Source organism: Microbispora sp. H11081, from assembly GCF_012999535.1.
Classification (GTDB): Bacteria; Actinomycetota; Actinomycetes; order Streptosporangiales; family Streptosporangiaceae; genus Microbispora.
Genome location: NZ_JABBWV010000015.1, coordinates 16,999 through 28,842, shown reverse-complemented (window position 1 = coordinate 28,842; position 11,844 = coordinate 16,999). Strand labels below are relative to the sequence as shown.

Sequence of the window (11,844 nt, the reverse complement as noted above, 5' to 3'; positions counted from 1 at the left end):
GACGAGCGTCAGGCTCTCAGCGTGCGCACGCGGCGGGTCGCGGCGGCCCGCCGCGCCAGTTCCCCTGGCTCGGGATAGCGCACCTCCTCCAGCGTGAGGCCGTGCGCGGGCGCGACGTGCACGCCCGAGTCCCGTACGGCTCTCGCCAGCACCTCCCCAGGCCACGTGACGGGCCGCCTGCCCTCGCCCACGGTGAGCAGCGACCCGACCAGCGCACGGACCATGGAGTGGCAGAACGCGTCGGCGACCACCGTCGCGAGGAGGATCCCGTCCTCGCCCCTGACCCAGTCGAGCCGCTGCAGTTCGCGGATCGTCGTCGCGCCCTCACGCCTGCGGCAGAAGGCGGCGAAGTCGTGCTCGCCGAGCAGCAGGGCGGCGGCCTCGTTGAGCAGGTCCACGTCCAGCGGACGGGCGTACCACAGCACCTCGCGCCGCCTCAGCGGGTCGACGCCCCCGGGGGCGTCCCCGACCCGGTAGCCGTACCGCCGCGACAGCGCGGAGAACCGGGCGTCGAAGCCCTCTGGGGCCACGCTGACGGCGTGCACCCGCACATCCGGGGGCAGGACGCCTGCCAGCCGCCTCGTCAGCGCAGCGAGCCACTCAGCGCCGTGCTCCTCCCACGCCTCCTCCGGCTCCGCCGGGACGGGGGCGCGCCGCGCGGCCACGGCGGCCAGGGCGGCGGGCGGCAGGTCGGCGTGCGCCACCTGCCCCCTCGCGTGGACTCCCGCGTCCGTGCGGCCCGCGACCGTCAGCGACGGCGGCGCGTCCAGGCGCAGGATCCGGCCGAGCGCGTCCTCGATCTCCCCCTGCACGGTCCGGAGCCCCGGCTGGCGCGCCCAGCCGGAGAAGTCGGTCCCGTCGTACCCCAAGTCCAGCCTTAACCGCAGTTCTCGCGTCACGCCATCCCTCGTACGGTGCTCGTACGGTGCACAGAAAAAGAGCGGGCCCAGCGTCCCGGGAAGGGAAGCTGAGCCCGCTCACACAGCCTGAGATCAGGCCTGGTCCTTCTTCTCGCCCTCCGCCGGGGCGGCCTCGGGGGCCTCGGCGGTGGTGCTCTCGGCGGCCTCGCTGTCCGCCGGACGCGTCTCCTCGGCCTCCGCGGGGGCCGGAGCGGCCTCGGCGGCGGGCTCGGCCGCGGCCGTGCGGGAGGAGACCCTGACCGGGTTCAGCTGCTCGGTCACGAGCTCGATGACCGCCATGGGGGCGGCGTCGCCCTTGCGCGGGCCGAGCTTGGTGATCCGGGTGTAGCCACCGGGACGCTCGGCGTACGTCGGGGCGATCTCGGTGAAGAGGTGGTGGACGACGCCCTTGTCGCGGACGACCGTCAGCACCTGGCGACGGTTGTGGATGTCGCCCTTCTTCGCCTTGGTGATCAGCTTCTCCGCGAGCGGGCGGAGCCGCCTGGCCTTGGCCTCGGTGGTGGTGATCCGGCCGTTCTGGAAGAGCGCGGTGGCGAGGTTCGACAGAATCAGGCGCTCGTGGGCCGGGCTGCCGCCGAAGCGGGCGCCCTTGGTGGGCTTGGGCATGTGATGCTCCTCATGGATAACCCGCTCCGGCCGTGTCAGGTACCGGGGTCGGGCCGACCGGCGTACCGGTCGTGACTTGTCATCGCCGTCTCATGCCGCCCAGGAGGGCGGCATGAGACGGTGGTGCGTCGCTCGAAGACGGGCGATCAGTACTGCTCGGTCTCGATGAACCCGCCGTCCTCGTCGTCGTACCCGCCGCCGGCGACGGCGGAGGGGTCGAACCCGGGCGGGGAGTCCTTGAGAGCCAGGCCCATCTCGTGCAGCTTCTGCTTGACCTCTTCGATCGACTTGGCGCCGAAGTTGCGGATGTCCAGCAGGTCCTGCTCGCTGCGGGCGACGAGCTCACCCACGGTGTGGATGCCCTCGCGCTTGAGGCAGTTGTACGAACGGACGGTGAGGTTGAGCTCCTCGATCGGCAGCGCCAGGTCGGCCGCGAGAGCCGCGTCCGTCGGCGACGGGCCGATGTCGATGCCCTCGGCCTCGACGTTGAGCTCGCGGGCCAGGCCGAACAGCTCGACCAGGGTCTTGCCGGCCGAGGCCACCGCGTCGCGGGGCTTCATGGACGGCTTGGTCTCGACGTCGAGGATGAGGCGGTCGAAGTCCGTGCGCTGCTCGACACGGGTGGCCTCGACCTTGTAGGTGACCTTGAGCACCGGGGAGTAGATCGAGTCGATCGGAATCCGCCCGATCTCCTGGCCCGGCTGCTTGTTCTGCGCGGCGGATACGTAACCGCGGCCGCGCTCGACGGTCAGCTCCATCTCCAGCTTCGCCTTGCCGTTCAGCGTGGCGATGTGAAGGTCCGGGTTGTGCACCTCGACACCGGCCGGAGGCGCGATGTCGGCGGCGGTGACCTCACCGGGGCCCTGCTTGCGCAGGTACATGACCACGGGCTCGTCGTGCTCGGAGGAGACGACCAGCGACTTGAGGTTCAGGATGATGTCGGTGACGTCTTCCTTGACCCCGGGCACGGTCGAGAACTCGTGGAGCACGCCCTCGATGCGGATGCTGGTGACCGCCGCCCCCGGGATGGAGGACAGCAGCGTGCGCCGCAGAGAGTTGCCGATGGTGTAGCCGAAGCCCGGCTCGAGCGGCTCGATGATGAACCGGGACCGGTGCTCCTCGAGCGACTCCTCCTGGAGGCTCGGGCGCTGTGCGATGAGCATCAGGATCTCCTGGATCCGGGACGACCCCGTCACTGCGGAGGGGAGGCCCCTGTGTCACGGCGACGCCCGCTATTTGACGCCGCTCGCCTACAACCATGATGCCGTACGGCCGGGAGTGTACCGGCCGTACGGCGTCACTAAATGCCGGGACCCTACTACTTGGAGTAGAGCTCGACGATCAGCTGCTCCTGGACCAGCGTGTCGATCTGCTGGCGGACCGGGAGCTGGTGCACGAGGATGCGCATGTTGTCGGCGGAGACGCCCAGCCAGGCCGGAACCGTCTTGTCGCCGGCGGTCGCGCGGGCCACCTCGTACGGGAGGAGGTTGCGCGACTTCTCGCGGACCTCGATGATGTCGTGCTCGCGCACGCGGTACGACGGGATGTCGACCTTCTTGCCGTTCACGAGGAAGTGGCCGTGGCGCACCTGCTGGCGGGCCGCGTCACGCGACTCGGCGAAGCCGGCGCGGTAGACCACGTTGTCGAGACGGCTCTCCAGGATCTGGAGGAGGTTCTCACCCGTCTTGCCCGCCTTGCGGTTGGCTTCCTCGTAGTAGTTGTGGAACTGCTTCTCGAGGACGCCGTAGATCCGGCGGGTCTTCTGCTTCTCACGGAGCTGGAGCTGGTACTCCGACTCCTTCGGCCGACCACGGCCGTGCTCACCCGGCGGGTACGGGCGGATCTCGATGGGGCACTTGGCGGACTCGCACTTCTTGCCCTTGAGGAAGAGCTTGGTCTTCTCACGGCGGCAGAGCTTGCAGTCCGGACCCGTGTAACGAGCCATTTCTCTCTACTCTCCTGAGGCTCAGACGCGCCGGCGCTTGGGCGGACGGCAGCCGTTGTGCGGAACCGGGGTCACGTCCTGGATGGACCCGACCTCGAGCCCGGTCGCCTGCAGCGAACGGATCGCGGTCTCACGGCCGGAGCCGGGGCCCTTGACGAAGACGTCGACCTTGCGCATGCCGTGCTCCATGGCGCGGCGAGCGGCGTTCTCGGCAGCCATCTGGGCGGCGAACGGGGTGGACTTACGGGAGCCCTTGAACCCGACGTGGCCGGCGCTGGCCCAGGAGATCACGTTCCCGTTCGGGTCGGTGATCGAAACGATGGTGTTGTTGAACGTGCTCTTGATGTGGGCGTGCCCGTGAGCGACGTTCTTCTTTTCCTTGCGGCGCACCTTCTTCGGTGCGCCCTGGCGGCTCTTCGGCGGCATTTAAGCGCTATCTCCTGGCAGTGGCTGCTAAGGACTACTTCTTGCCCGGCTTCTTCTTGCCGGCCACGGTCTTCTTCTTCCCCTTGCGGGTGCGCGCGTTCGTCTGCGTCCGCTGACCGTGGACAGGCAGCCCCTTGCGGTGCCGGATGCCCTGGTAGCAGCCGATCTCGATCTTGCGGCGGATATCGGCCTGAATCTCGCGGCGAAGGTCGCCCTCGATCTTGTAGTTCGCCTCGATGAAGTCACGCATCGGGACGAGTTCGGCGTCCGTGAGCTGGTGGACGCGCAGATCGGGGCTGATGCCGGTCGCGTCAAGGATCTCCTTGGCGCGGGTGCGGCCGATTCCGAAAACGTAGGTGAGAGCGATCTCCAGCCGCTTGTCGCGGGGGAGGTCGACGCCAACCAGGCGGGCCATGGTCGGGCATTCTCCTTCAGTGTGGCGGAGGTCTTGCGCCACACTTCCCCTCCCATGCCCGGGCGAGGGCCCCGGCCTCCGACCGGGGGTCTCCCGCGTGGTACGGCTTGCGCCGCCTGCGCGGGTGTGTGACGCGACTTCGTTGTTCCGGCCCTCACGCGGGTGGAGCCCGTCACACCGACGGACTCAGCAGGGGCCTGGTGGCGACGTCCTGAGCTGGGCTCAGCCCTGGCGCTGCTTGTGGCGCAGGTTGTCGCAGATCACCATGACTCGACCGTGCCGGCGAATCACCTTGCACTTGTCGCAGATCTTCTTGACGCTCGGCTTGACCTTCATAGTCCTTATTCGTTCCGCATACGGCCCGTCCCGCGTCGGGCGGGCTACTTGTACCGGTAGACGATCCGTCCGCGACTCAGGTCGTAGGGGCTCAACTCCACGACCACCCGGTCATCGGGCAGGATCCTGATGTAGTGCATCCGCATCCGCCCACTGATGTGGGCCAGGACCTTGTGACCGTTGTCGAGCTGCACCCGGAACATCGCGTTCGGGAGCGACTCAATAACAGTGCCCTCAATCTCGATGGCGCCGTCTTTCTTGGCCATGGCCCTCGCGTTTCACTGATCGGATCGTCCAGAGGCTTCGGAACACTAAGCAGCCGCGACCTTCGGGCGCTTCCAGAGAGCGGCGACCAGCAAGGCCGCCTAGGCGCAAAGGTCATAGTGAACCGACAAAGGAGTGTACGACAACCCGGGCCGAATAGCGAAACGACGGCAGGGGTCCCAACACAACCAGATCACAGGCTACCCCCTGCAGGACCCGGCGGCGAACCGAACGCGGACGCCTCACCGCCGGATGGCGCGGCCCGAGCGGCGCCCGTACGCGGCTCACCTCGGGCGGAGCGCTCAGGTGTCGCGCCCCCGGGAGCCTCCGGCCATACCGGTGATCGTGCTGATGAGGAGGATGACGCCCCAGGGGCCCATCACCCACAGCGGCCAGGGGTTGGCGAAGTGGCCGGAGGAGAGACCGGCGACGAGCCAGACGGTCCAGGTCACGCCGACGGCGCCCGCCCAGGTGGACCAGGCGGCCTGCAGACCTGTTCGCGCCCTGCCGTCGGGCCGGGCCGGCCGGGCCCGGCGGGCCTGCGGCGCGGGTTCGACGGCGCTCTGCAGCCGGTGCAGGTCGATGCCGGGCAGGTCGGAGGTGAGCGTGTCCAGTTCCCCGTACGTGCGACTCTGGTAGACCCGCTCAAGCCGCTCGTTGAACTCGTCCAGCGTGAGCCTGCCCTCGGCCATGTGCTCGCGCAGCGCGGCGGCGACCCGCTCCCGGTCGCCGTCGGAGGCGCGCATCTCGGGCGCTAGCGCCATCACCATCTCCCGGCTGTTCGAGCGATATGACCATTATGCTGCACGGGCCTCCGCCATGGCGGGGAGTCGTCAGACGGTCTCCCCCGCCTCGGCACCCGCGCCCGGGAGGCGCGAGGCGCCTCCGTCGAGCGCGGTGAGGACCAGCGGGCCGTTCTCCGTCACCGCGACGCTGTGCTCGAAGTGCGCGGACGCGCGGCCGTCGATGGTGACGACCGTCCAGTCGTCGGCCAGCACCTTGGTGCGATCGGTGCCGAGGTTCACCATCGGCTCGATCGCCAGGCACATGCCCGCCTCCAGGCGGGGGCCGCGTCCCGGCCGGCCGTGGTTGGCCACCCAGGGGTCCATGTGCATCTCGGTGCCGATGCCGTGACCGCCGTACTCCTGGGGGATGCCGTAGCGGCCCTGGGACCGCACGTACTTCTCGACCTGGTAGCCGATGTCCGACAGGTGCCCGCCGACCCGCAGGGCGGCGATGCCGCGCCACATGGCCTCCTCGGTCACCCGCATCAGCTCGGTCAGCGCGGGGTCGACCTCGCCGATCCCCACGGTGATGGCCGAGTCGCCGTGCCACCCGTCGAGGATCGCGCCACAGTCGATGGAGATGATGTCGCCCTCGCGCAGCGCGCGGCGGTCGGTGGGGATGCCGTGCACGACCTCGTCGTTCACGGAAGCGCAGATCGTCGCGGGGAAGCCCTGGTATCCCTTGAACGAAGGGATCGCGCCCTCGCTCCGGATGGCCTCCTCGGCGATGGCGTCGAGGTCGAGCGGCGTCATCCCGGGCCGGACCGACGTCCGGAGCAGCTCCAGCGTCCGGCCCACGACCAGGCCGGCCGCGCGCATCTTCTCCAGTTGCTCCGCGCTCTTGATCTGGATTCCGTGCCGGTTCTTCTTGAACACGCGATACACCCCCTTTCCCGAAATTGTCCCATACAAGCCTGAACGCCACCCCATGGAGAGGAGTGGCGTTCACGACCGCGGTAATGGTTCAGTCAGCGAACCGTCTCAGTGCCGACATGGCCCGCTGGGTGATCTCCTCGACCGGTCCGGTCGCGTCGACCCCCTGCAGGATGCCCTCGTCGGCGTAGAACGAGATGAGCGGCGACGTCTGCTCCTGGTAGACCTCCAGGCGCCGCCTGATGGTCTCCTCGCGGTCGTCGTCCCGCTGGAAGAGCTCCCCGCCGCAGGCGTCGCAGACGTCCTCCACCGCGGGCGGGTCGAACAGCACATGCCACACCTTGCCGCAGGAGCGGCAGGTACGACGCCCCGCGAGGCGGCGTACGACCTCGTCGTCCTCGACGACCAGGTTGAGCACCACGTCGAGCGCCGTGCCGAACTCGGCCAGCATCTTCTTCAGGACCTCGGCCTGGGGCACGTTACGGGGGAAGCCGTCCAGGAGGAAGCCCTCCTGCGCGTCGTCCTCCGACAGCCGGTCCCTCACCATGGCCACGGTCACCTCGTCGGGTACGAGGTCACCGCGGTCCATGTACTCCTTGGCAAGTTTGCCTAGCTCCGTGCCGCCGGAGACGTTGGCACGGAAGATGTCGCCTGTCGAGATTTTCGGGATCGACAGGTGCGATGCGATGAACTGGGCCTGCGTCCCCTTACCCGCTCCGGGGGGCCCTACCAGGACGACGCGCACTATCTCAGGAAGCCCTCGTAGTTGCGCTGCTGAAGCTGGCTCTCGATCTGCTTGACCGTGTCCAGACCAACACCAACCATGATCAGAATGCTGGTCCCTCCGAACGGGAAGTTCTGGCTCGCCCCGGCCACCGCGAGCGCGACGATCGGGATGAGCGAGATGACACCCAGATACGGAGCGCCTGCGGCCGTGAGCCTGTTGAGCACGTAGCCCAGGTACTCAGCGGTCGGCCGGCCCGGGCGGATGCCCGGAATGAACCCACCGTACTTCTTCATGTTGTCAGCCACTTCAGGGGGGTTGAAAGTGATGGACACGTAGAAGTACGTGAAGAAGACGATCAACAGGAAGAACGTGGCCATGTAGATGGGGTGGTCGCCCCTGACCATGTTCTGCGCCAGCCACTCGACCACCACGTTGGGGTTCTGGGTGTTGCCGAACAGCGTCACCAGAAGCTGCGGGAGGTACAGCAGCGACGAGGCGAAGATGACCGGGATGATGCCGGCCTGGTTCACCTTGAGCGGGATGTAGGTCGAGGTGCCGCCGTACATGCGCCGGCCGACCATCCGCTTGGCGTACTGCACCGGGATCCGGCGCTGCGCCTGCTCGATGAACACGACCACGCCGATCATCACGACGCCGACGATCATCACGACGACGAACTTGAACGGGCTGAGCCGGTAGATGTTCACGAGCTCGGACGGGAACACCGCGATGACCTGCGTGAAGATCAGGATCGACATGCCGTTGCCGACGCCGCGGTCGGTGATGAGCTCGCCGAGCCACATGATCACGGCCGTGCCGGCGGTCATGGTGATGACCATCGTCACCAGCGGGAACACGTCCTGGCTCAGCAGGATCTGCTCGTTACAGCTCGGGAAGAGCTGCCCGCTGCGGGCCAGCGCGACGAACGCCGTCGACTGGAGCACCGCAAGCCCGATGGTCAGATAACGCGTGTACTGCGTGATCTTCGACGTGCCCGCCTGGCCCTCCTTCTTGAGGGCCTCCAGCCGGGGGATCACCACCGTCAGCAGCTGCAGGATGATGCTCGCGGTGATGTACGGCATGATGCCGAGCGCGAACACTGAAAGTTTCAACAGGGCGCCGCCGCTGAAGAGCTGCACCATCCCGTAGATGTTGCCGGCGTCTCCCGCCTGGGCCTGGTCTAGACACAGGGCAACGTTCTGGGCGTTCACGCCTGGAGTCGGCAGCACCGAGCCCAGCCGGAACAGCACGATGATGCCCAATGTGAAGAGCAGCTTATTGCGCAGGTCCGGCGTCCGGAACGCCCGGGTTATCGCGGTTAGCACGGTCCCTCCTGCGCGCCAGTGACGCGGTTACGGTCGGCGATGGCCCGCAAGACGTCCATCGACATGTCTTCCTGCCAGAGTGCTTGGTCAGACACGGGCGGAGCCTCGTGCCAGGCGAACTCTAACGCACTACGGGCGCGGAGGCTCATAGGGAACCTCCGCGCCTCGCGTAGCGTCATGCCTACAGCTCGGAAACCGAGCCACCGGCCGCGGCGATCTTCTCCTTGGCGGTGGCGGAGAAGGCGTGCGCCTGCACGTTCACCGCCACGGAGATGTCACCGGTACCCAGCACCTTCACGGGCTGGTTCTTGCGGACCGCACCCTTGGCAACCAGCGCGTCGATCGTGACGTCGCCGCCCTGGGGGAACAGCTCCCCGATCCTGTCCAGGTTGACGACCTGGTAGGTCGTCTTGAACAGGGCGTTGGAGAAGCCCTTCAGCTTCGGCAGCCGCCGCTGGAGCGGAACCTGGCCACCCTCGAAGCCCGGCATCACCGACGTACGGGCGCGGGTGCCCTTGGTGCCACGGCCGGCCGTCTTGCCCTTGGAGCCCTCGCCACGACCCTTGCGGATCTTGGCCTTGTTGGAGCCCGGAGCCGGACGGAGGTCGTGGATCTTGAGCGGAGCGTTCTCGGTCATGATTAGTCGACCTCCTCAACCGCGACGAGGTGCGACACCTTGGCGACCATGCCCCGGATCTCCGGACGGTCCTCCTTGACGACCACGTCGCCGATTCGCTTCAGGCCCAGCGAACGCAGCGAGTCACGCTGGTTCTGCTGGCCGCCGATCTTGGACCGGGTCTGGGTGATCTTCAGACGAGCCATCGTCAGCTCACCGCCTTCGCGGCCGCCGCGGCCTCCGCCAGACCCTCGGCGCGAGCCTTGAGCATGGCCTTGGGGGCGACGTCCTCGATCGGCAGGCCACGACGGGCGGCGATCTCCTCGGGGCGGCTGAGGCCCTTCAGAGCCGCCACGGTGGCGTGCACGATGTTGATCGGGTTGTCGGAGCCGAGCGACTTGGACAGCACGTCGTGGATCCCGGCGCACTCCAGGACCGCGCGGACCGGGCCACCCGCGATGACGCCCGTACCGGGCGACGCCGGACGCAGGAGGACGACGCCGGCGGCGTCCTCGCCCTGCACCGGGTGCGGGATGGTGCCCTGGATGCGCGGGACCTTGAAGAAGTGCTTCTTGGCCTCCTCGACGCCCTTGGCGATCGCCGCGGGCACCTCCTTGGCCTTGCCGTAGCCGACCCCGACCAGCCCGTTGCCGTCGCCGACGATGACCAGCGCGGTGAAGCTGAAGCGCCGGCCGCCCTGGACGACCTTTGCCACTCGGTTGATCTTTACGACGCGCTCGATGTACGAGACGCCCTTGTCTGCGGCGCCACCGCGGCGGTCATCACGACGGTCACGCCGCTCGCCACCGCCGCCGGCACCGCGACGCGGAGCTGCAGCCATCAGTGGTTCCTCTTCTCGTTGCTCTTGGGACGGGTCGCGAGGCGCGACCCACGGGCCGGAGCCATCAGAACTCCAGCCCGCCTTCACGGGCGCTGTCCGCGAGAGCGGCGATACGCCCCGCGTAGCGGTTGCCACCGCGGTCGAACACGACAGCGGTGATCCCGGCGCTCTTGGCCCGCTGAGCGAGAAGCTCGCCGACCTTCTTCGCCTTCTCGGTCTTGTCACCCTCGGCGCCGCGCAGGGAGACGTCCATGGTGGACGCGCTCACCAGCGTGTGCCCCTGAGTGTCGTCGACGATCTGCACGAACAGGTGACGCGTGGACCGGTTGACGACCAGCCGCGGACGCTCGGCGGAGCCGAAGACGTTCTTGCGGACGCGGCGGTGCCGGCGGGCCCGGGAGACCGTGCGGGCGGCCGTGTGCTTGCCGAACGCAGTCTTTCCAGCCATGCCTACTTACCAGCCTTTCCGACCTTGCGGCGGACAACCTCGCCCTGGTAGCGCACGCCCTTGCCCTTGTACGGGTCCGGCTTGCGCAGCTTCCTGATGTTGGCGGCGACCTCGCCGACCTTCTGCTTGTCGATGCCGTCCACGTGGAACAGGGTCGGCTTCTCGACACGGAAGCTGACACCCTCCGGCGCGTCGACGATCACCGGGTGGCTGAAGCCAAGCGAGAACTCCAGCTGAGCCGGGCCCTTGGCCTGGACTCGGTAACCGACGCCGACGATCTCCAGCGTCTTCGTGTAGCCCTGCGTGACGCCCGACACCATGTTGGCGATGAGCGTCCGAGACAGGCCGTGCAGCGCACGGACCTTGTTCTCGTCGTTCGGGCGGGTGACGGAGATGACGCCGTCCTCGCCGCGCGAGACCTCGATGGGCTCGGCGACCGTGTGAGTGAGCGTGCCCTTGGGCCCCTTGACCTGGACTTCCCGACCGTCGATCGTGATGTCGACACCCGCCGGTACGGGGATGGGCAGCCGTCCGATTCGCGACATGCTGAGTTCCTCCCCTCGTTACCAGACGTAGGCGAGGACTTCCCCGCCCACTCCACGCTTGGTCGCCTGCCGGTCCGTCATGAGCCCGCCGGACGTCGAGATGATCGCGACGCCCAGACCGCCCAGGACCCGGGGCAGGTTGTCCTTCTTTGCATAGACCCGCAGACCGGGCTTGGACACCCGGCGCAGGCCCGCGATGGAGCGCTCGCGGGTGGGGCCGAACTTCAGCTCCATCACGAGGTTCTTGCCAACCTTCGCGTCCTCGACGCTCCAGCCCTGGATGTAGCCCTCCTGCTGGAGGATCTCCGCGATGTGTGCCTTGATCTTCGAGTAAGGCATGCTCACGGTGTCGTGATAGGCCGAGTTCGCGTTACGCAGACGCGTCAGCATGTCTGCGATCGGGTCGGTCATCGTCATGGCCGGTGGCCTTCCTCACCGCGGTTTCCCGATGGGACCTTCGGTGTGGTCGTGGGCGCTGCGGACAGCGCCCGGTTGATAAGACTTCATGCGGGACGATCCCCGCGCTCCCCCGGCGGCACCGCAGCCAGTGCGATGCCGTCAGGGAATGACATCCCTACCGGGACGTCACCAGCTCGACTTGGTGATGCCGGGCAGCTCGCCCCGGTGCGCCATCTCGCGGAAGCACACGCGGCACAGCCCGAACTTACGGTAGACAGCGCGGGGACGACCGCAGCGCGAGCACCGAGTGTACGCCCGAACCTCGAACTTCTGCTTGCGCGCTGCCTTGACCTTCAGCGACGTCTTCGCCATG

Annotated in this window: 19 protein-coding genes; all 19 read right to left on the bottom strand. The window is 68.0% G+C overall.

The features are described from left to right. Nucleotides 1-8: 8 nt before the first annotated feature. On the bottom strand, nucleotides 9-899 hold the full coding sequence (gene truA / locus HHX31_RS28095; protein ID WP_169951819.1) for a tRNA pseudouridine(38-40) synthase TruA: 891 nt from the start codon (nucleotides 897-899) through the stop codon (nucleotides 9-11). Nucleotides 900-992: 93 nt separating this feature from the next. Beyond that, nucleotides 993-1,526 carry a 50S ribosomal protein L17 gene (rplQ, locus tag HHX31_RS28090; RefSeq protein WP_169951817.1) on the bottom strand — a complete coding sequence of 178 codons (534 nt, stop codon included), beginning with the start codon at nucleotides 1,524-1,526 and terminating at the stop codon, nucleotides 993-995. A gap of 146 nt (nucleotides 1,527-1,672) precedes the next feature. Continuing rightward, nucleotides 1,673-2,689 carry a DNA-directed RNA polymerase subunit alpha gene (locus HHX31_RS28085; RefSeq protein WP_030508347.1) on the bottom strand — a complete coding sequence of 339 codons (1,017 nt, stop codon included), beginning with the start codon at nucleotides 2,687-2,689 and terminating at the stop codon, nucleotides 1,673-1,675. Between the two features lie 155 nt (nucleotides 2,690-2,844). Continuing rightward, a complete protein-coding gene (gene rpsD, locus HHX31_RS28080; RefSeq protein ID WP_030508346.1) occupies nucleotides 2,845-3,471 on the bottom strand; it encodes a 30S ribosomal protein S4 in 627 nt (208 codons plus the stop codon). Nucleotides 3,472-3,492: 21 nt separating this feature from the next. Next, nucleotides 3,493-3,897, bottom strand: a complete 405-nt coding sequence (rpsK, locus tag HHX31_RS28075; protein WP_020542285.1) for a 30S ribosomal protein S11 — start codon at nucleotides 3,895-3,897, stop codon at nucleotides 3,493-3,495. Nucleotides 3,898-3,931: 34 nt separating this feature from the next. Next, a complete protein-coding gene (gene rpsM, locus HHX31_RS28070; protein WP_169951815.1) occupies nucleotides 3,932-4,312 on the bottom strand; it encodes a 30S ribosomal protein S13 in 381 nt (126 codons plus the stop codon). Between the two features lie 222 nt (nucleotides 4,313-4,534). Then, nucleotides 4,535-4,648 (bottom strand): 50S ribosomal protein L36, encoded by a 114-nt coding sequence (gene rpmJ / locus HHX31_RS28065; RefSeq protein ID WP_003956441.1) that lies wholly within the window; start codon nucleotides 4,646-4,648, stop codon nucleotides 4,535-4,537. 44 nt (nucleotides 4,649-4,692) lie between these two features. Then, nucleotides 4,693-4,914 (bottom strand): translation initiation factor IF-1, encoded by a 222-nt coding sequence (gene infA / locus HHX31_RS28060; RefSeq protein ID WP_030508344.1) that lies wholly within the window; start codon nucleotides 4,912-4,914, stop codon nucleotides 4,693-4,695. A gap of 300 nt (nucleotides 4,915-5,214) precedes the next feature. Then, a complete protein-coding gene (locus HHX31_RS28055) occupies nucleotides 5,215-5,676 on the bottom strand; it encodes a DUF1707 domain-containing protein (protein WP_169951813.1) in 462 nt (153 codons plus the stop codon). Nucleotides 5,677-5,745: 69 nt separating this feature from the next. After that, nucleotides 5,746-6,573, bottom strand: coding sequence for a type I methionyl aminopeptidase (map, locus tag HHX31_RS28050; protein ID WP_169951811.1), 828 nt, complete (start codon nucleotides 6,571-6,573; stop codon nucleotides 5,746-5,748). 88 nt (nucleotides 6,574-6,661) lie between these two features. After that, on the bottom strand, nucleotides 6,662-7,315 hold the full coding sequence (locus HHX31_RS28045) for an adenylate kinase (protein ID WP_169951809.1): 654 nt from the start codon (nucleotides 7,313-7,315) through the stop codon (nucleotides 6,662-6,664). Continuing rightward, a complete protein-coding gene (gene secY, locus HHX31_RS28040) occupies nucleotides 7,315-8,622 on the bottom strand; it encodes a preprotein translocase subunit SecY (RefSeq protein ID WP_169951807.1) in 1,308 nt (435 codons plus the stop codon). Before secY ends, HHX31_RS28045 begins: the two co-directional genes overlap by 1 nt. 181 nt (nucleotides 8,623-8,803) lie before the next feature. Further along, complete coding sequence (rplO, locus tag HHX31_RS28035) at nucleotides 8,804-9,259, bottom strand: 50S ribosomal protein L15 (protein ID WP_169951805.1); 456 nt, start codon at nucleotides 9,257-9,259, stop codon at nucleotides 8,804-8,806. 2 nt (nucleotides 9,260-9,261) lie between these two features. Further along, nucleotides 9,262-9,444: a 50S ribosomal protein L30 gene (gene rpmD / locus HHX31_RS28030; protein WP_169951803.1), complete on the bottom strand. Its 183-nt coding sequence runs from the start codon at nucleotides 9,442-9,444 to the stop codon at nucleotides 9,262-9,264. Between the two features lie 2 nt (nucleotides 9,445-9,446). Next, nucleotides 9,447-10,079, bottom strand: coding sequence for a 30S ribosomal protein S5 (rpsE, locus tag HHX31_RS28025; RefSeq protein ID WP_030508336.1), 633 nt, complete (start codon nucleotides 10,077-10,079; stop codon nucleotides 9,447-9,449). 64 nt (nucleotides 10,080-10,143) lie between these two features. Further along, entirely contained in the window at nucleotides 10,144-10,527 is a 384-nt protein-coding gene (rplR, locus tag HHX31_RS28020) for a 50S ribosomal protein L18 (RefSeq protein ID WP_169951801.1), read from the bottom strand. A gap of 2 nt (nucleotides 10,528-10,529) precedes the next feature. After that, nucleotides 10,530-11,072: a 50S ribosomal protein L6 gene (gene rplF, locus HHX31_RS28015; protein WP_169951799.1), complete on the bottom strand. Its 543-nt coding sequence runs from the start codon at nucleotides 11,070-11,072 to the stop codon at nucleotides 10,530-10,532. A gap of 18 nt (nucleotides 11,073-11,090) precedes the next feature. Further along, the gene (gene rpsH, locus HHX31_RS28010; RefSeq protein ID WP_169951797.1) at nucleotides 11,091-11,489 is read right to left on the bottom strand and encodes a 30S ribosomal protein S8; all 399 of its coding nucleotides are present in this window, start codon (nucleotides 11,487-11,489) and stop codon (nucleotides 11,091-11,093) included. A 168-nt stretch (nucleotides 11,490-11,657) separates the two neighbouring features. Continuing rightward, on the bottom strand, nucleotides 11,658-11,843 hold the full coding sequence (locus HHX31_RS28005) for a type Z 30S ribosomal protein S14 (RefSeq protein WP_030451489.1): 186 nt from the start codon (nucleotides 11,841-11,843) through the stop codon (nucleotides 11,658-11,660). Between the last annotated feature and the right edge of the window lies 1 nt (nucleotide 11,844).